The sequence below is a fragment of the Acidocella aromatica genome, assembly GCF_014201825.1.
In the GTDB taxonomy this organism is placed as follows: Bacteria; Pseudomonadota; Alphaproteobacteria; order Acetobacterales; family Acetobacteraceae; genus Acidocella; species Acidocella aromatica.
On the sequence record NZ_JACHFJ010000001.1, the window covers coordinates 258918 to 276385 of the forward strand.

General features: G+C 64.9%; 18 protein-coding genes. 11 read left to right on the plus strand and 7 right to left on the minus strand.

Features of this window, described 5'->3' with window-relative positions; genetic code table 11:
- Nucleotides 1-13: 13 nt before the first annotated feature.
- From HNP71_RS01320 to mutT, 5 genes are all read right to left on the minus strand, one after another.
- Nucleotides 14-346 (minus strand): FkbM family methyltransferase, encoded by a 333-nt coding sequence (locus HNP71_RS01320; RefSeq protein ID WP_183265273.1) that lies wholly within the window; start codon nucleotides 344-346, stop codon nucleotides 14-16.
- Nucleotides 347-964 (minus strand): hypothetical protein, encoded by a 618-nt coding sequence (locus HNP71_RS01325; RefSeq protein ID WP_183265035.1) that lies wholly within the window; start codon nucleotides 962-964, stop codon nucleotides 347-349. It abuts the gene before it with no gap.
- A 256-nt stretch (nucleotides 965-1220) separates the two neighbouring features.
- The gene (fusA, locus tag HNP71_RS01330; RefSeq protein WP_183265036.1) at nucleotides 1221-3302 is read right to left on the minus strand and encodes an elongation factor G; all 2082 of its coding nucleotides are present in this window, start codon (nucleotides 3300-3302) and stop codon (nucleotides 1221-1223) included.
- A 224-nt stretch (nucleotides 3303-3526) separates the two neighbouring features.
- Nucleotides 3527-4276, minus strand: a complete 750-nt coding sequence (locus HNP71_RS01335; RefSeq protein WP_183265037.1) for a competence/damage-inducible protein A — start codon at nucleotides 4274-4276, stop codon at nucleotides 3527-3529.
- Entirely contained in the window at nucleotides 4273-5280 is a 1008-nt protein-coding gene (gene mutT, locus HNP71_RS01340) for an 8-oxo-dGTP diphosphatase MutT (RefSeq protein ID WP_183265038.1), read from the minus strand. The genes HNP71_RS01335 and mutT overlap by 4 nt, the downstream gene beginning before the upstream one ends.
- A 60-nt stretch (nucleotides 5281-5340) precedes the next feature.
- Between mutT and HNP71_RS01345 the strand changes: the two genes are divergently transcribed.
- From HNP71_RS01345 to HNP71_RS01365, 5 genes are all read left to right on the plus strand, one after another.
- On the plus strand, nucleotides 5341-6603 hold the full coding sequence (locus HNP71_RS01345; protein ID WP_246344011.1) for a glutamate-5-semialdehyde dehydrogenase: 1263 nt from the start codon (nucleotides 5341-5343) through the stop codon (nucleotides 6601-6603).
- 2 nt (nucleotides 6604-6605) lie between these two features.
- The gene (locus HNP71_RS01350; protein WP_343062185.1) at nucleotides 6606-7208 is read left to right on the plus strand and encodes a nicotinate-nucleotide adenylyltransferase; all 603 of its coding nucleotides are present in this window, start codon (nucleotides 6606-6608) and stop codon (nucleotides 7206-7208) included.
- Between the two features lie 110 nt (nucleotides 7209-7318).
- The gene (gene rsfS / locus HNP71_RS01355; protein ID WP_183265040.1) at nucleotides 7319-7741 is read left to right on the plus strand and encodes a ribosome silencing factor; all 423 of its coding nucleotides are present in this window, start codon (nucleotides 7319-7321) and stop codon (nucleotides 7739-7741) included.
- Complete coding sequence (locus HNP71_RS01360) at nucleotides 7738-8193, plus strand: 23S rRNA (pseudouridine(1915)-N(3))-methyltransferase RlmH (RefSeq protein WP_183265041.1); 456 nt, start codon at nucleotides 7738-7740, stop codon at nucleotides 8191-8193. Before rsfS ends, HNP71_RS01360 begins: the two co-directional genes overlap by 4 nt.
- A 125-nt stretch (nucleotides 8194-8318) precedes the next feature.
- The gene (locus HNP71_RS01365) at nucleotides 8319-9050 is read left to right on the plus strand and encodes a hypothetical protein (RefSeq protein ID WP_183265042.1); all 732 of its coding nucleotides are present in this window, start codon (nucleotides 8319-8321) and stop codon (nucleotides 9048-9050) included.
- 3 nt (nucleotides 9051-9053) lie between these two features.
- On the opposite strand, the gene HNP71_RS01370 is transcribed toward HNP71_RS01365, so the two are convergent.
- Both HNP71_RS01370 and HNP71_RS01375 read right to left on the minus strand, forming a co-directional pair.
- Nucleotides 9054-9476 carry a hypothetical protein gene (locus tag HNP71_RS01370; protein ID WP_183265043.1) on the minus strand — a complete coding sequence of 141 codons (423 nt, stop codon included), beginning with the start codon at nucleotides 9474-9476 and terminating at the stop codon, nucleotides 9054-9056.
- Between the two features lie 136 nt (nucleotides 9477-9612).
- A complete protein-coding gene (locus HNP71_RS01375) occupies nucleotides 9613-10602 on the minus strand; it encodes a zinc-dependent alcohol dehydrogenase family protein (RefSeq protein ID WP_183265044.1) in 990 nt (329 codons plus the stop codon).
- Between the two features lie 185 nt (nucleotides 10603-10787).
- Here HNP71_RS01375 and HNP71_RS01380 point away from each other — a divergent pair, with 185 nt between their 5' ends.
- The 6 genes from HNP71_RS01380 (at nucleotide 10788) to HNP71_RS01405 (ending at nucleotide 17431) form a co-directional block, all read left to right on the plus strand.
- The gene (locus HNP71_RS01380; protein ID WP_183265045.1) at nucleotides 10788-12065 is read left to right on the plus strand and encodes a tetratricopeptide repeat protein; all 1278 of its coding nucleotides are present in this window, start codon (nucleotides 10788-10790) and stop codon (nucleotides 12063-12065) included.
- Nucleotides 12066-12151: 86 nt separating this feature from the next.
- Nucleotides 12152-13666, plus strand: coding sequence for a 2,3-bisphosphoglycerate-independent phosphoglycerate mutase (gene gpmI / locus HNP71_RS01385; RefSeq protein WP_183265046.1), 1515 nt, complete (start codon nucleotides 12152-12154; stop codon nucleotides 13664-13666).
- Nucleotides 13663-14844: a murein hydrolase activator EnvC family protein gene (locus tag HNP71_RS01390; protein WP_183265047.1), complete on the plus strand. Its 1182-nt coding sequence runs from the start codon at nucleotides 13663-13665 to the stop codon at nucleotides 14842-14844. Before gpmI ends, HNP71_RS01390 begins: the two co-directional genes overlap by 4 nt.
- A gap of 56 nt (nucleotides 14845-14900) precedes the next feature.
- Nucleotides 14901-16259 carry a S41 family peptidase gene (locus HNP71_RS01395; RefSeq protein ID WP_183265048.1) on the plus strand — a complete coding sequence of 453 codons (1359 nt, stop codon included), beginning with the start codon at nucleotides 14901-14903 and terminating at the stop codon, nucleotides 16257-16259.
- 10 nt (nucleotides 16260-16269) lie between these two features.
- Entirely contained in the window at nucleotides 16270-16746 is a 477-nt protein-coding gene (locus HNP71_RS01400; RefSeq protein WP_183265049.1) for an RNA pyrophosphohydrolase, read from the plus strand.
- 28 nt (nucleotides 16747-16774) lie between these two features.
- Entirely contained in the window at nucleotides 16775-17431 is a 657-nt protein-coding gene (locus HNP71_RS01405) for a dienelactone hydrolase family protein (protein WP_183265050.1), read from the plus strand.
- Nucleotides 17432-17468: the final 37 nt, after the last annotated feature.

Genomic DNA, 17468 nt, shown 5'->3' on the forward strand with positions numbered 1-17468 from the left:
CCCACCGTGAGCCTTATGCGGGAACGCCGTAGAGAACAGTATCGAACGCGTTAGCCTCATGCTGACGCAAAAACAGCTTGGCATAAGGCGCCAGTTCCCTCAGCAGGCGCGGCAGTGTCCACAGATCATCCGGCCGGTGATACGCGCTCACCGCAAGATGCGGTCTCGTCCTGCCAATGGCCTTAGCCATGCCGCGTAGCGCCATTGCCTCCCCGCCCTCGATATCGAGCTTGATGTAATCGGGCCGCAGCCTGGGCAGAACATCGTCCAACGCGACGCAAGGAATGGTAATATTGCCAGAGGCTTCGGCATGTGCCGAAGTGCCGCCATCGGCAGCGAAACGGATTTATGCGAAGCTATCACTGAGCCCACAAGGGAACAGAGCCGTCCGCGACGGAATATCCTTCGCAAATGCCACGAGCTTTTCAAAATTTCGTGGATCAGGCTCAAAACCCGCCCAGTCGCCAATCTCAATACCTTTGCTTCGCAAATATCGGAATGTATCGCCATCAAAGGCCCCGCCATCGACAAAACTGATCTGCTTCGGCAGACGTAAAACACCCGGCGGGAAATATTGCTCACTCAGATTGTAATCGGGATGATGATCCGGTTCGCCGGTAATACGGTAGCGGACAAGGCCGGTAAGCGTCCTAACACTCGTATCATCCGCCAAATGCGAGGCCGTTTCAGCAAAGTCTCGCAGATGTTCAATCACGAAGTGCCGCGCCGTCAGCCAGTAATTATCCGCCTCGGCTCCCAGCGCATCGGCAAGATCCGCATTCCACAACACATCCGCAAACGGAAGAGAACGGCCATAGGCAAGAATTGCCTCAAGCTTGGCGAGATGGCTGTGCACACCAACAACAAGGCATTTACCCTCGGCCTGGGCGGGTTCCAGCGCTTTCGGCGCAAAGGCGGGCAAGCCTTCAAACACCTCACCATTGCCCGTGAATTTACGGTCCACGACGCCGTGGCAATGAATCCCCCGGGCCCCTAACAAGGCCAAAATCCGCCGCCCATACCCGCCAGCACCATAAACATAGCACCCAGCCGACAGCATTTGTCTCAGATAAGCCGGGGAACGGGATTGAACGAAAGCCGTCAACTCGTTCTCGAGGTCCGAAAAAATCACACCGCCCCCTTTATTTCTTCAATGTCATGATAACAAAAAAACGGCGCCCGCGAAGGCGCCGTTTTCATTTATCCGCAGTGGGAGTGCTTTACGCGCTCTTCGCCATGATCTCGTCGGCCACGTTGCGCGGCACCGGATCGTAGTGGTGGAACTGCATGGTGAAGGACGCGCGGCCCTTCGTCATGGAGCGCAGGTGCGAGATGTAGCCGAACATTTCCTTCAGCGGCACATGCGCGCGCACGATCACGGTGGAGCCCGAGGCCTCCTGGTTCTGGATCATGCCGCGGCGGCGGTTGAGATCGCCCACCACGTCACCCACATGGTCGTTCGGGGTGGTGACTTCCACGTCCATGATCGGCTCCAGGATCACCGGACCGGCCTTCTTCATACCCTCGCGGAAGCAGGCCTTGGCGGCGATTTCGAACGCGAGCGCGCTCGAGTCGACGTCATGGTACTTGCCGTCCACCAGCGCGAAGCTGAAGTCCACAGTGGGGAAGCCCGCGAGCACACCAGTATCGGCCTGGTTGCGGATGCCCTTTTCCACGGCCGGGATGTATTCCTTGGGAACCGCACCGCCGACGACCTTGTTCTCGAAGGTGATGCCCTCGTTCCGCTCACGCGGCGCGAAGACGATCTTGACTTCGGCGTACTGACCCGAACCGCCCGACTGCTTCTTGTGGGTGTAGGTTTCGGTGTGCTCCTTGGTGATCGTCTCGCGGTAAGCCACCTGCGGGGCGCCGATATTGGCGTCCACGCCATATTCGCGCTTCAGGCGGTCGACGATGATCTCCAAGTGCAGCTCGCCCATGCCGGAGAGGATGGTCTGGCCGGTTTCCTGGTCGGTCTTCAGGCGCAGGGACGGGTCTTCCGACGCCAGCTTCTGCAGGCCGAGCGTCATCTTCTCGACGCCTTCCTTGGTCTTCGGCTCGACGGAGATGTCGATCACGGGCACGGGGAACGCCATGCGCTCCAGCACCACCGGGTCCTCGGCGGCGGCCAGGGTGTCACCAGTGCCGGTGTCCTTCAGGCCCACGAACGCGGCGATATCGCCCGCCACCACTTCGGTGATTTCCTGGCGCTTATCGGCATGCATCTTGTACATGCGGCCGATACGCTCCTTGTGGCCCTTGGTGGTGTTCAGCACGGAGTCGCCGGACTTCAGCGTACCGGCGTAAACGCGCACGAAGGTGAGCGAGCCGTACTTGTCGTTGATGATCTTGAAGGCGAGGCCGGCGAACGGCGCGGCCGGATCGGCCTTGATGCGGCGTGCGTTCGGGTCTTCGTCCTGTCCCTCTTCCGGGGCCACCTTGATGCCCGGAACGTCAACCGGGGACGGCAGGTAGTCGAGCACGCCGTCCAGCAGCGGCTGCACGCCCTTGTTCTTGAAGGCGGTGCCGCACATCACGGGACGGAAGGCGCCGGTGATGGTGCCGGTCTTGATGGCGCGCTTCAGGGTCTCGACGGAGACGTCGCCCTTCTCGAAATACTCTTCCATGCCCGCGTCATCGACGGCCAGGGCGGTGTCGAGCAGGACCTGACGGGCCTCCTTGGCCTTCTCCAGCATGTCGGCCGGGATCTCTTCGTCGTGGAACTTCGCGCCGAGCTCGCCGCCTTCCCAGATGATGGCCTTCATCTCGACCAGATCGACCACGCCGAGGAAGCCGTCTTCGATGCCGATGGGCAGCTGCAGCGGCAGCGCCACGATGTCCAGCTTCTCCTTCAGCGTGTCGAAGGCGCGGTAGAAATCGGCGCCGGTACGGTCGAGCTTGTTGATGAAGATCAGGCGCGGCACGTTGTAGCGGTCGGCCAGACGCCAGTTGGTCTCGGACTGCGGCTGCACGCCGGCAACGCCCTCGATGATGAAGATGGCGCCGTCGAGCACCCGAAGCGAGCGGTTGACTTCGATGTTGAAGTCGATGTGGCCCGGGGTGTCGATGATGTTGATGTTGTGGTTCTTCCACTCACAGGTCACCGCGGCGGAGGTGATGGTGATGCCGCGCTCACGCTCCTGCGCCATATAGTCGGTGGTGGTGTTGCCATCGTGCACTTCACCAATCTTGTGGGACACGCCGGTGTAGTAAAGGATGCGCTCCGTGGTGGTGGTCTTGCCCGCGTCGATATGCGCGGTGATCCCGATATTCCGGATCTTCGTAAGGTCAGTCTCAGCCATCAGTGCCTCCACGGGCGGGAAAAAGGTCGAACACGTAGTACGCCGCCCAAATAGGCAGCGCTGCTCGGGCGGCTTTTGCGGCAGAGCGCGGCTTTTGGCAAGTGCAAAACATGCCCCCGCCGAAACCAAACCCGGCCTTGCCCCCGGCATCCGCTAAAATATCACAAAAGTTTTTGGGCGCGCTCTTTTTTCAAAAAGGGTGCAAAAACGTTCTTAATTAATGTTCAGCCCGGCTCGCCCGGGACGGGGACAACCCCCTGAGCCGCAATCAGCGCGGAAGCCTCGGCAATTGCCGCCTCGATGGCCGCAACATCCGTCCCCTTGCCCACCAGCGCCACGCCCCATTTATTGTCGCGCTTGAACGGGTAGCTGCCGAGATCCACCTGCGGGAAACGGTCCTGAATCGCGCCCAGCCCGTCGGCGATGGAACCTTCCAGCACCCCGATGCCGTACACGGCCCGCATCTCGATTCGCTCCCCGCGCGGCAGTTCCGGCTCCAGCGCCTTGAACATGGCCTGCATGATCCGCGGCACCCCGGCCATCACATGCACATTACCAATCGTGAATCCCGGCGCGATGGAGGCCTCGTTCTTGATGGGCACGGCCCCCTGCGGCATCGTGGCCATGCGCAGCCGGGCGGCGTTCACCCGCTCGCCCCAGGCCGCGCGCATGACCTCCGCCGTCTCCTCATGAAGCACCCAGGGCACGCCGAAGGCCGCGGCGATGCACTCACTGGTGATGTCATCATGCGTCGGACCGATACCGCCCGTGGTGAACAGGCAGGTATAGGCGGCGCGCAGCTCGTTCACCGCGCCGATGATACGCCCCGGAATATCCGGCACCACCCGCACCTCCTCAAGCTTGATACCAAGCTCAGCCAAGCGCTGGGCGATGAACTGGACGTTCACATCCTGGGTGCGGCCCGAGAGGATCTCGTTGCCGATGATCAGGATCGCGGCAGTGGGGTTGGTCATAGGAAATCCCTCAACATCGGAATGAGCGGCCGGTCGGCCGGGGGCATCGGGTACTCCACCAAGCGGTCCGGCGCCACCCAGGCCAAAGCCTGCCCTTCCTTGGGCTGCGGCTCACCCTTCCAGCGGCGGCACAGAAATACCGGCATCAGCAGGTGGAAACTGTCATAGGCATGCGAGGCGAAGACGAAGGGCGCGAAATCCTTGGGGTTGGTCTCCAGCCCCAGCTCTTCGCGCAACTCACGCGCCAAGGCGGCCTCAGGCGTCTCGCCCGGCTCCAGCTTGCCGCCGGGGAATTCCCACAGCCCAGCCATCTTCTTGCCCTCGGGCCGGCGAGCCAGCAGGATCCGCCCCTGCGAATCGATGAGTGCGGCAGCGGCTACCAGCAGCGTGCCTCCCTTGGGCGCCTCGGCCGCGATGCCGGAGGCCAGCAACTCGCGCTCGCGGGTGAAGTGCTTCACCGGCAACTTCTGCCCCGGACGGCACATGAAGCTCTTCAGCCCCTTGCTCGTCTGGGCGAAACCTAGCTTGCGCAGCACGGCCATCGAGCCCTCGTTATCCGCCGCCACCGTGGCGGTGACATGCGAGAGCGGCAGCGCCGCGAAAGCCCAGTCCAGCAGCCGCCGCGCGGCCTCCAGCGCGTAGCCCTGCCCCCAATGCGCGCGGCCCAGCCAATAGCCCAGCTCGGCCGTTTTCTGCCCTTTGCCCAGGCGCAGCCCGGCAACCCCCACCAGCGCGCCGGTCTCGGCCTCCACCATGGCGAATTGCTCGGCCCGGGCGGCCTCGCGGTCGGCCAGCGCCGCGTCGATCCAATCCGCCGCCAGCTGCGCCGGGTAAGGAAAGGGCGCATCCGGCAGGCGGCGGCAGATTTCCCAGTCATTGATGAGCCGGTGGAAATGCGCCGCGTCGCCCGCATGCAGGGGGCGCAGCACCAGCCGCGTGGTGCGTAGCACGGGGCCGGGGGGCGGCAAGGTCTCCAGCATCGGCGAATCGTTTAGGTCTGGCATACGCTATGCTGTTTAGCGTGCTGTTGAACTTCCCGCCAGGACAGGGCAAGCATGTCGCCCATGAACGCGGAACCCGATACCAACACGCAGATCATGCACCAGATGGGCGCCAAGGCCAAAGCCGCCGCCGCCCTGCTCGCCCGCCTGCCTGCCGGCACGCGCGACCACGCGCTGCGCCAAGCCGCCGCCACACTGCGCCGCGACGCGCCGCTGATCATCGCCGCCAACGCGCGGGACATGGAGACCTTCAAGGGCAGCGCCGCCTTTGGCGACCGCCTGATGCTGAACGAGGCCCGCGTGGAGGCCATGGCGCGGGGACTCGAGGAAGTCGCCGCCCTGCCCGACCCGCTGGCCCGCTCCCTCGGCGAGTGGACCCGGCCCAACGGTCTCGTCATCTCCCGCGTGCCCCAGCCGCTGGGCGTGCTGGGCATGATCTATGAGAGCCGCCCCAACGTGGGCGCGGACGCCGCCGCCATCGCCATCAAATCCGGCAACGCCATCATCCTGCGCGGCGGGTCGGAGAGCTACCATTCCGGCAAGGCGATCAACGCCGCGCTGACCGAGGGCCTGCGCGCCGCCGGTCTGCCCGAGCACGCCGTGCAGGTGGCCCCCAGCACGGACCGCCGCTTTGTCACCGCCATGCTCCAGGCCTCGGGGCTGCTGGATCTCATCATCCCCCGCGGCGGCAAGACACTGGTGGAGCTGGTGCAGAAGGAAGCCCGCGTGCCGGTGCTGGCCCATGCCGAGGGGCTGAACCACACCTACATTCACCGCTCGGCCGACTTCACCATGGCGCGCAACGTGCTGGCCAACGCCAAGATGCGCCGCACCGGCGTCTGCGGCGCCACCGAAACCCTGCTGATCGACGCCGCCGTGGCCCCGGCTTTGCTACCGCTGCTGGTGGCGGACCTCTCCGCCCTGGGCTGCGCCTTCAAGGCCGATGCGGCGGCGCGGGCCATATGCCCCGAACTGCCCGCCGCCGTGGCCAAGGATTTCGAGACCGAGTGGCTCGACGCGGTGCTGAACGTGAAGATCGTCGCCGGGGTGGACGAAGCCCTGGCGCACATCGCCCAGCACGGCAGCGAGCATACCGACGCCATCATCACCCAGGACGCGGCGGCGGCGGAATACTTCCTCGCCAGCATCTCCTCGGCCGTGGGCATGTGGAACGCCTCCACCCAGTTCTGCGACGGCGGGGAGTTCGGCTTCGGCGCGGAGATCGGCATCGCCACCGGGCGCATCCACGCCCGCGGGCCGATCGGGCCGGACCAACTCACCACCTTCCGCTACATCGTGCGCGGCACGGGTCAGGTACGTCCCTGAACATCCCGCGTTTCGGCCACCATCGCCGGATTCGCATCGGTCTTCTGGGCGGCTCCTTCAACCCGGCGCATGAGGGGCATCTGCACGTCGCGCGGGAGGCGCTGCGCCATGCCGGGCTTGACCAGCTCTGGCTGATGGTCTCCCCCGGCAACCCGCTGAAGCCCAGCATCGGCATGGCCCCGCTGCCCGAGCGGCTGGCCACGGCGCGGCGCTTCGCGGATGGGCGGCGGATCATCGCCACGGATATCGAAGCGCGCATCGGCACACGCTACACCGTGGACACGATGCGCGAGCTGAAGCGCCGCTTCCCCGCCGCCCGATTCGTCTGGCTGATGGGGGCGGACAACCTGATCCAGCTGCCGCGCTGGGGAAGCTGGCGGCGGATCATACGCGCCATGCCCATGCTGGTGCTACCCCGCCCCGGGGCCACGCGCCGGGCGCTGGCCTCGCAGGCTGCAAAAGCATATGGAAAATATCGCCTTCCGGCGCGGGCTGGGCTATGCCTTCCGGCGGCGGAGTCACCCGCCTGGATTCTTCTGCCGGTGAAGGAGAATCCGGTCTCTGCCACGGAATTACGCCGGAAAGCCAAAGGAGCGTCGCCATAACCCGTCCGCCGACCCGCACCCCCCCCGCCCGTGGCGCTGCCCCCGCCACGCCCCGCAAACGCGCGCCCAAAAAAGCCGCCGCTGCCGCCCCGGCCGAGGCTCTGCCCGCCATGCCCGGCACGCCGCGCAAAAAGGCGGCCATCGCCGGACCCAAGGGCAAGAAATCCGCGCCCAAGCCGCCGGTGGAGATGCTCGACCGCCTGCAGGGCCTGATCGTCGCCGCACTGGAGGATGACAAGGCCGAAGACATCGTGGTGCTGGACCTCGAGGGCCGCGCCAGCTTTGCCGACCGCATGATCATCGCCACCGGCCTCGCCGACCGGCAGATCTCGGCCATGGCCACTCATCTACACGAGAAACTGCACGAGGCCGGGTTCAAGAAACCCCTGACCGAAGGCGCCAGCGGCACCGACTGGGTGCTGATCGACGCTGGCGACATCATCGTGCATCTGTTCAAGCCTGAAGCCCGCGCGCTCTACCGGCTGGAGAAGATGTGGTCCGCCGAGTTGGATGAGGCCGACGCCGAAGAGTGAGGCTACTGGCTGTCGGCAAGGGGGGCAGTGGCCCAGAACGTGAGTTGTTCGAACGCTATGCCAAGCGTATCAAGCCTACTCTTTCGCTCGTCGAATTCCCCGACGGCGTGGGCAGCCCCGCCGAGATCAAGCGCCGCGAAGCGGACGCGATTCTCGCCGCGCTGAAACCAGATGAATTCGTCATCGCCCTGGACTTGGACGGCGCCACGCCGGACAGCCCGGGGCTGGCGCGTCTGCTGGCCGGATGGCTGGAGCGGAGCAAGAAACTCGCCTTCGTCATCGGCGGGGCGGAAGGGCTGGATGCCGCCATACTGGCGCGCGCCGGGGCGAAACTCTCGCTCGGCAAACTCACCTGGCCGCATATGCTGGTCCGCCCGATGCTGGCCGAACAGATCTACCGCGCCCAGATGATACTGGCCGGGCACCCGTACCACCGGGCGGGCAGGCCCTAAAAGCAGGACGGCGATTGTCGCCTCAAAATGGACATCATGACCCGCCAAGGAAAAACGCGCGCCGCATATTGTATTTTCAGCCGCCGGCTTTCCAAATCCTGTTGTCCAACTGCCTGGAAACGATCATGACCACTGTCAAATACCGGCTGTACCAGCCGCGCCTTGCCCCCCGCCGCACCAAGGTCCAAGTACCGGGCTGGGGTGGCACGAAGGAGCCAAGGCAGGATGGCTCGCATGAGCAAGCCTGGCACTGCCTGCCTTTCGTCGAGGGCGCGCAATACGGCATCGAGATTTTTTATCCCTATGACAACGAAGTGCGTGTCTCCCGCCGCGACGGCAAATTCGTCTTCGACGGCGATTTCGGCCCCAACCCGAACACGGGCGTGAGCTGGCCGCCCTTCCGGGCCTTCGGCGAGGGCTTTTACACCCTCCAGCTCCTGCTCGACCTGAAAGTGCCGGAAAGCATGGCCGTCCGCACCGAACCGCATCCGCGCTTTTATTTAAGTGCCACGGATGACGTGCCGCTAGCCGTTCCGGCGCTGCTGCGCACGTCTTGGTGGCCGATGATCAATTTTGTCGTGTTTAAGGCCCCGCCTGAAGGTGGCATGCATATATTCCGCCCCGGCGAGCCGTTCATGCAGTTTTGCATCGTGCCGGCCGAACCCGATTTTGTGCTGGAACCGATGGGCGAAGAAGAGGCTGCCGAGCGCGAGCTGCAATCCAGGCGCATTCACGCCAGCCGCGAGACTCTGGGCCGGGACACAAGGTGGGTCTCATCGACCAAGACCGTGTTTGACGGCACCTACCGCCGCATTCTTGGCGCCGCCCGGGCCAGGGACCGGGCGGCCGACGACTAAGCTTCAGTTAATCTCCACGCCAATACCCGGCAGCATGATCACCGCCCCGCTGTGGTGGTGGTGGTGGTGATGGTGATGGTGATGGTGGTACCAGTAGGGAGGCGGTGGGGGTGGAGCATAATAGTCGTGGTGATGGTGATGATGGTGGTGGTGGTGGTGGTGGTGGTGGTGATCGTAGCCATCGCCCTCTGGGTACCATTGCACTTCTTCCACCGGCACCTTGCTGGCCTGTTCCGTCAATTCCGCATTATGGGCTTTCAATGCCGCCACTGCGTTGGGAATGGGGCGGAGCAGATCGGAATAGGACGTCACCGCCAAAGGCGCCGGCGGCATTACGGCGGCATGGCTCGCGGCCTGCGCGTTGCCGGCCCCCAGGGCGGCGACCCCGGCCAATGCGCCGAGCAACCCGGCTGTTTTCCGTTCCATCTAACACTCCTCCAAGCAATAAGCGGAACCTAGAATGGGGGAGAGCAGCCGACTTTTTTGCGCTTGAAAAAGGGTTGGATTGTGGCGGGCAGCCTAAAAGCCATTAAGTTATGTTCAGGTGAGAGTAAGGTCGTCCCTACTTCCCCATCACCAGCACCGCTGCGCCTTCCAACCGGCCTGCGCGCAGGTCGGCCAGTGCGGTATTGGCATCTTCCAGCCTGTAGGGCTTCGTCGTCGTCACCACCGGAATTTTCGCCGCCAGCGGCAGGAACTCCTCGGCATCGCGGCGTGTGAGATTCGCCACCGAGCGGATGCTCCGCTCCTTCCACAAAATCTCATACGGAAATGGCGGGATCTCGCTCATATGGATGCCCCCGCACACCACCACGCCACCCGGCGCCAGCGCCCGCAACGCCGCCGGCACCAGCGCGCCGACGGGCGCAAAAATCAGCGCCGCGTCTAGCGGTTCGGGCGGCAATTCGTCCGACCCGCCAGCCCAGCCACCGGTGATGGAACTGGCGAAATCCTGCGCTGTTTTGTCGCCTGGGCGGGTGAAGGCGTACACCTCCCGCCCCTCATAACGCGCCACCTGCGCCGCGATATGCGCCGCCGCGCCAAAGCCATAAATGCCAAGCCGTTTCGCATCGCCCCCGGCGCGCAAAGTGCGGTAGCCGATCAGCCCGGCACAAAGCAGCGGTGCGGCTTCAGTGTCGGAAAATCGTTCGGGGATGGGAAAGCAGTAGCGCGCATCGGCCACGGCCTGCTCGGCATAGCCGCCGTCGATCTGATAGCCGGTGAAGCGCGCCGTCTCGCACAGGTTTTCGCGCCCGGCACGGCAATAGGCACATTCCCCGCAGGTCCACCCCAACCAGGGCACGCCCACGCGCTCACCTCGGGTAAAACGCTCCACGCCAGGCCCCACCGCCAGCACCCGGCCGACAATCTCATGCCCCGGCACCACATGCGGCTTCGGGTTAGGCAACTCACCATCCACGATATGCAAATCCGTGCGGCACACGCCGCAGGCACAGACCTGCAGCAATATCTGCCCCGGTCCCGGCTCTGGCGCGTCGCATTGGCGCAGTCGCAAAGGCACGCCTGCTTTCTCGAAGATCATCGCCCGCATGGACGGAGCCTAGACCCGCCTCTGGCCAGGAGCAATCAGCCAAATATCCCTACAAACTCAATTGACATTACAAAAGCTGCTTCCTAGGCTGCCATCATTCCCAAGCCAAGGAGCCACGCCTTGCCCGCGCTCACCTGCCCCGAAGAGACCACCCAAGCCTTACCGACCTTCGGGAGAGAGCAAAAATGAGCCAATCCGTGCGTGACGCCGCCTTCGCCCAAGCCGTGGACGAATATCTCGGCTGGTACGGCGACCCGATGGCCAGCCTGAACAAGGCGTTGGACGCCGATCCAGGCTTCCTGCTCGGCTACACCACCTTCGCCGCATTGCATTCCATCGGCGGCACACCGGGCGATGCCGAGCCTATCCAGACCGCGCTGAAATCCGCCGAGGCGCTCTCCACCAGCGCCACCATTAAAGAAAAACTGCATTTGCGCGCCGCGCAGGATTGGGCCAGGAGCGCCATCACCGAGGCCGCCACCTCCTGGGAACTGGCCCTGGCCGAGGACCCGCACGATCTGCTGGCGCTGCATCTGGCGCATGACACGCATTTCTACCTGGGCGATGCACGCAAGTTGCGTGACGTGCCGCTCTCCGTACTGCCCGCCCAGGCCTCCGGCTCCAAGGCGCGCGGCTATGTGCTGGGCATGGCGGCCTTCGGGCTGGAGGAAAGCGGCGATTACGAAGCGGCCGAGCGCGCCGGGCGCGAGGCGGTGGAGATCAACCCCGCCGACACCTGGGCCATCCACGCCGTGGCGCATGTGCTGGAAATGCAGGGCCGCGCCGATGAGGGCATCGCCTGGCTGCGCGGGCTGGAGCCACATTGGGCCCCGGCTGGCGGGCTGGCAGTGCATCAATGGTGGCATCTCAGCCTGTATCTGCTGGAGGCCGGGCACTTCGACGAAGTGCTGGAGATCTACGACGCCCATATCCGCACCCAGGAAACCAGCCAAATCCTCGATCTTGTGGACGCTGCCGCCCTGCTCTGGCGCCTCGAGCTGCTGGGCGTGAACGTGGGCGAGCGCTGGCAGGCGCTGGCCCCCATCTGGGGCAGGCACGCCCAGGAGCATGTGCTCGCCTTCAACGACGTGCATATCGCCTTCACCCTGGACAGTGCGGGCGACAAGGCCGGGTTGGAAGAGCTGGAAGCCTCTCTGGCCCGCTATGCCCAAACCGGCACCGAGAATGCCAAATTCACCCGCGAGACCGGCCTACCACTGATCCACGCCCTGCACGCCTTCCGCCGTGGCGATTTTGCGCGGACGGTGGAGCTGCTCGCCCCCATCCGCGGGCATCTCAAGCAGATCGGCGGCTCCAACGCCCAGCGGGATTTGTTCACCCAGACCCTGGTCATCGCCGCCTTCCGCGCCGGGCAGCCAGAGCTGGCGCATCAGGTCATCGCCGAGCGCAAAGCGATCAAGGCGGGCAGCCCGCGCGCCTTCGCGCCATATCTGGCCAGCTAAACGCGCAACGCGGGACACTCCCCCTTGGGATTCGCGCGGGTTTTGCCCTAATAAAGCCCGCGCGTACCGCTTAATTGGGAGTTGAGATGCCTAAAAAACCCGTCATGCTCGTGATCCTCGATGGCTTCGGCTGGAATGAAAGCCGCGAGGACAATGCGGTCGCCCAAGCGCATAAGCCGAATTTCGACCGTCTCTGGGCAAATTCGCCGCACGCCTTCCTCAACACCTCGGGCCGGGTGGTGGGCCTGCCGCAGGGGCAGATGGGCAATTCCGAGGTCGGGCATCTGAATATCGGCGCGGGCCGCGTGGTCACGCAGGAGCTGCCGCACATCGACATCGCCATCGAGGACGGCTCGCTCGCCGCCAACCCCGTGCTGGCTGATTTCATCGCCGCGCTGAAAAAATCCGGCGGCACGGCGCATCTGCTGGGCCCGGTCTCGCCGGGCGGGGTGCATTCGCACCAGGACCATATCGTCGCCCTGGCCAAGATCCTGCACGCGGCGGGCATCAAGGTCGTCGTCCATATCTGGACCGACGGGCGTGACACCGCCCCCGAATCCGCCGCCGAATACGTGAGATCCTTCACCGCCGCCCTGGGCGACGCCGCCAAGATCGGCACCCTGGTCGGCCGCTATTACGCCATGGACCGCGACAAGCGCTGGGAGCGCGTGCAGCTGGCCTATGACCTCCTGGTGGACGCCAAGGGCGCGTCCTTCGCCGATGCCGAGACGGCAATCCTGGAGAGCTACAACACCGAGGTAACGGACGAGTTCATCAAGCCCGTGGTGATCGGCGACTACGCCGGGGTGAAGGATGGCGACGCCGTGCTCTGCGCCAATTTCCGCGCCGACCGCGTGCGCGAGATCCTCACCGCTTTGCTCGACCCGTCCTTCACCGGCTTCACCGCGCGTCAGCCTAAATTGGTGGCCGCCACCGGCATGACCGCCTATTCCGACGCCCTGGCCCCCTTCATGACCACGCTCTTCCCGCCTGAACGGCTGGAGAAGCTGCTGGGTGAGGTCGTCGCCTCCCACGGCATGACGCAGATCCGCATGGCGGAGACGGAGAAATATCCGCACGTCACCTATTTCTTCAACGGTGGCATCGAGCAGCCCTACCCCGGCGAGGACCGCGTCCTCGTCGCCTCGCCCAAGGTCGCCACCTATGATTTGCAGCCTGAGATGTCCTCGGCCGAGCTGACCGAAAAGGCCGTCGAGGCGATCAACTCCGGCAAGTACGACCTGCTGGTGCTGAACTTCGCCAACCCGGACATGGTGGGCCATACCGGCGTGCTCTCCGCCGCTATCAAGGCGGTGGAAGCGGTGGATAAGGGCCTCGGCGCCATTGCCGATGCCATAGCCGCCCATGGAGGTTCGCTGCTCGTCACCGCCGACCACGGCAATTGCGAGATGATGCGCGACCCCGAGACCGGCGGCCCGCACACCGCGCACACCACCAACCCGGTGCCGGTGTTCCTGGCAGGCGCACCGTCTGGCGCGAAGCTGCATGACGGCGTGTTGGCCGATCTGGCCCCAACTCTGCTCAAGCTGATGGGCCTGGAGCAGCCGGTGGAAATGACCGGGCAACCACTCTTCTCTTGAAGCGCGGCACAGCCCTCTGTTTGGCTCTGGCCCTCGCCCCGGTTACGGCCGGGGCGGAGTCGGCTCACCACCATAAGCACGCGCACCACCACACACAGGCAACGGCGGCAGCACCCGCGACTCAGGCTCCAAACGATGCCATGCAGGCGGCGCAGCAAGCCAAGCAGGAGGCCCAGAAAGCTCAGCAGCAGGCGCAGCAAGCCCAGCAGGCGGCAGCCGCCCGTGCCACGGCGCTGGCGCAGCAGCAGGCCCAGGCGGCGGCTTCCATCCGCGACCTGGAGGATAAAACCGCCCAGGCCACCGGGCAGCTCGCCAATCTCCAGGCGGCGCAGGGCGACACGGCCAAGCATCTGGCCCAGGCCGAGGCCGCGCTTTCCCGGCTTTTGCCGGTGATGCAGCGCCTCTCCACCCAACCCGCCTCCACGCTGCTTACCGCTCCGCTCTCGCCCGGCGACGCCGTACGGGGCGTGGCCCTACTGCAAGGCTTGGCCGCCGCCATCGCCACCCAGGCCCAGGCGGTGCAGACACAGAACGCCCAGCTGACCCAGCTCATCGCCGCGACCAAATCCAGCCAAGCCCACCTCACCAACGCCGCGGCCCAGCAGCAGGCAGCCGAGGCGGCACTCTCGGCGCAGATCGAGGCGGCCAAGGCGGCGGAGCAGGCGGCGGCAGACAAGAAAGCGGCTGCCCAGGCGCAGAAACTGGCGGCGGCGCATAAGCTCGACACTCTGAACGACGCCGTGAACGGCCTCGTCCCCGCCGCCACCCGGGCCAGCCTGCCCGTCAGCGCTGGCACCGCACCCGTGGCCGGGCATATCGTGCAGGCTTATGGCGCTTCCACCCTGGCTGGCCCCTCCACCGGGGTGAGCTACGGCACCGCGCCGGGCGCGCGCGTAACAACGCCGTGCGGGGGGACTGTTATGTTCGCCGGTCCGTTCCAATCTTATGGGAACATGGTCATCACCGATTGCGGCGGCGGCACCAGCGTGGTGCTCGCCGGCATGGATCATCTCGACGTCTCGCAAGGGCAGCGCTTGGTTAAGGGCCAGCCCATCGGCAGCATGCGTGGCTTCGACCCTTCCACCCCCACGAACCAGCCCCGGCTCTACGTGGAGCTGCGCCAGAACGGCGCACCGGTGGACCCCACCCCCTGGCTTGCCGGGCACAGCTCTGGCTAACAGGATGGGATGCTGTCTAATATGATTTCAGTTATCCGGTTTTGAGGACATAATACATGCGTTTGCGCGGCGGTCTCTTGCTGAGCGGGGTTTTCTTGGGCGGGCTGGCGCTCGGCACGGTGGCGCAGCCGCTGACACGCGCGATGGGCCAGAACGCCCCATCCGATAGCACCTACCAGCAGCTCTCCCTCTTCGGCGATGTGCTGACCCAGGTGAAGCAGAACTACGTGATGGACCCGCCATCCGATAAGCTGATCTACAACGCCATCAACGGCATGCTCTCGGGGCTGGACCCGCATTCCAGCTACATGAACGCCAAGCAGTACGCCGACATGCAGGTGCAGACCTCAGGCCAGTTCGGCGGGCTCGGCCTTGAGGTGACGGAGAAGGACGGGCTGATCGAGGTCATAGCGCCCATCGATGGCACGCCGGGTGCGCGGGCGGGCATCAAGCACAACGACATCATCCTGGAGATCAACGGCCATTCCACCGACGGCCTCGCGCTCGACGACGCCGTGGCCAAGATGCGCGGCACGCCGGGCACGCAAATCACCCTCACCATCAAGCGCAATGGCGTGAACACGCCGATCCACGTCACGCTAACGCGCGAGGTCGTCAAGATCGAAGACGTGAAGAGCAAGCTGTTCAACACCCCGGACGGCCCAGTGGGTTATATCCGCCTCTCCAGCTTCGACGAGAACGCCGACCCGCATATCCGCAACGCGGTGAACAGCCTGCGCCAGCAGGCGCATGGCAGCATCCACGGCTATATCCTGGACCTGCGCGACAACCCCGGCGGACTGCTCGACCAGGCCGTGGCGGTGAGCGACGACTTCCTCAATTCGGGAGAGATCGTCTCCACCCATGGCCGCCACTCACAGGACGACCAGGTGTGGTACGCGCAGAACGGCGATGTCACCAATGGCGCGCCGATCGTCATCCTCACCGATGCCGGCACCGCCTCGGCGGCCGAGATTGTCACCGCCGCGCTGCAACAAAATCGCCGCGCTCTGGTGCTAGGCACCAAGACCTTCGGCAAGGGTTCGGTGCAGACGATCATGCCCATCGACAACGAGGGCGCGCTGCGCCTGACCACGGCGCTGTATTTCACGCCGTCGGGCAAGTCGATCCAGGGTTACGGCGTGACACCGGACGTCAAGGTCTCCGACACCAACCTGCCGGATGACGCCTTCTTCGCCCAGCTGCGCGAGACGGACCTGCTGAACTCCTTCGCCAACCCCACGGGCCAAGCCGTGGCCCCGCTGCCGGCGGCGCCGCCCTTGCCCGCGGTGGCCTCGCAGATCCAGGCCAAGCCGCCGCAGAACTGGCCGGCCTTCGACCCCACCAAGCCGGATACCGACTTCCAGCTGCAGATGGGGATCAAGCTGCTGGACGGCATGACCCGCGCGCAATAAAGCCCCGGCCATGACTGACCATAGCTCCCTGCCGTACCGGCTGAATGTCGGCGCGGTGCTGTTTGGCCCGGATGGGCGCGTGTTCGTGGGCAAACGCATCGGCGTGCCCGATGCCTGGCAGTTGCCGCAAGGCGGAATCGACGCGGGCGAGGACCCGCGCGAGGCCGTGCTGCGCGAGTTGCTCGAAGAAGTCGGCACCGGCAAGGCCGAGGTGATCGGTGAGCATCCGTGCTGGCTGGAATACGACCTGCCGCCCTCGCTGCTCGGCGTGGCTTGGGGCGGCAAGTATCGTGGCCAGAAGCAGAAATGGTTCGCGCTGAAATTCCTCGGCGCGGACGAGGACATTCAGCTCAACGCCCATGAGCACCCGGAGTTCGAGGACTGGAAATGGGTGGAGCTCGCCGAGCTTCCCGCCCTGGCCGTGGCGTTCAAACGCGAAATTTACGAGATACTCGCCCGCGACTTTGCGGTATATGCAAAGCTGTAGCGTATTTCATAAACCATAGGGAACGCCAATGCTGAAACTGACTGCCGCTGACGGCCATGAATTCAGCGCCTTTGAAGCCGGAAACGTGAACGCCCCTCGCGGGCTCGTGGTGGTGCAGGAGATTTTCGGCGTGAACGCGCATATGCGTTCCGTGTCCGAGCGTCTGGCGAGCTATGGCTACCGCGTGCTTTGCCCCCGCTTGTTCGACCGCGTGGAGCGCAACGTGGAGCTGGGCTACGAGCCAGCGGATATCGAGAAGGGCCGCGAGCTGCGCTCACGCATCACCGAGGCGCAGGTCCTGCTGGACCTGCAAGCCACGGCGGCGGCTTTTGGTGGCAAACCGGTGGGGATCATTGGCTATTGCTGGGGCGGCACGCTGGCCTGGCTTGCCGCCGCCAAGACGGAAGCCTTCTGGGCGGCTTCGGGCTGGTATGGCGCCGGCATCGCGGCGCAGCGCGACCTTACACCCAACTGCCCGGTGCAACTGCATTTCGGCGAGCACGACCACAGCATTCCGCTGAGCGATGTCGAGGCCATCCGCAAGGCACAGCCGGGCATTGAGATACACGTGTACCAGGGCGCCGAGCACGGCTTTGGCTGCGAAGCCCGGGCCAGCTACAGCCGCAAGGATTGGGAACTCGCGGAACTGCGCAGCCTCGCGTTTTTTGCTGAACATGTGCGATAAGCATCTGTAAAAACGCCACTTTTTTGCAAAAAAACGA

Coding starts and splice junctions, on each gene's coding strand:
- fusA (WP_183265036.1), bottom strand. CDS start 3,302: ATGGCTGAGACTGACCTTACGAAGATCCGGAATATCGGGATCACCGCG.
- HNP71_RS01370 (WP_183265043.1), bottom strand. CDS start 9,476: ATGGAACGGAAAACAGCCGGGTTGCTCGGCGCATTGGCCGGGGTCGCC.
- gpmI (WP_183265046.1), top strand. CDS start 12,152: ATGCCTAAAAAACCCGTCATGCTCGTGATCCTCGATGGCTTCGGCTGG.
- rsfS (WP_183265040.1), top strand. CDS start 7,319: ATGCCCGGCACGCCGCGCAAAAAGGCGGCCATCGCCGGACCCAAGGGC.
- mutT (WP_183265038.1), bottom strand. CDS start 5,280: ATGCCAGACCTAAACGATTCGCCGATGCTGGAGACCTTGCCGCCCCCC.
- HNP71_RS01375 (WP_183265044.1), bottom strand. CDS start 10,602: ATGCGGGCGATGATCTTCGAGAAAGCAGGCGTGCCTTTGCGACTGCGC.
- HNP71_RS01405 (WP_183265050.1), top strand. CDS start 16,775: ATGCTGAAACTGACTGCCGCTGACGGCCATGAATTCAGCGCCTTTGAA.
- HNP71_RS01395 (WP_183265048.1), top strand. CDS start 14,901: ATGCGTTTGCGCGGCGGTCTCTTGCTGAGCGGGGTTTTCTTGGGCGGG.
- HNP71_RS01345 (WP_246344011.1), top strand. CDS start 5,341: ATGAACGCGGAACCCGATACCAACACGCAGATCATGCACCAGATGGGC.
- HNP71_RS01335 (WP_183265037.1), bottom strand. CDS start 4,276: ATGACCAACCCCACTGCCGCGATCCTGATCATCGGCAACGAGATCCTC.
- HNP71_RS01365 (WP_183265042.1), top strand. CDS start 8,319: ATGACCACTGTCAAATACCGGCTGTACCAGCCGCGCCTTGCCCCCCGC.
- HNP71_RS01380 (WP_183265045.1), top strand. CDS start 10,788: ATGAGCCAATCCGTGCGTGACGCCGCCTTCGCCCAAGCCGTGGACGAA.
- HNP71_RS01400 (WP_183265049.1), top strand. CDS start 16,270: ATGACTGACCATAGCTCCCTGCCGTACCGGCTGAATGTCGGCGCGGTG.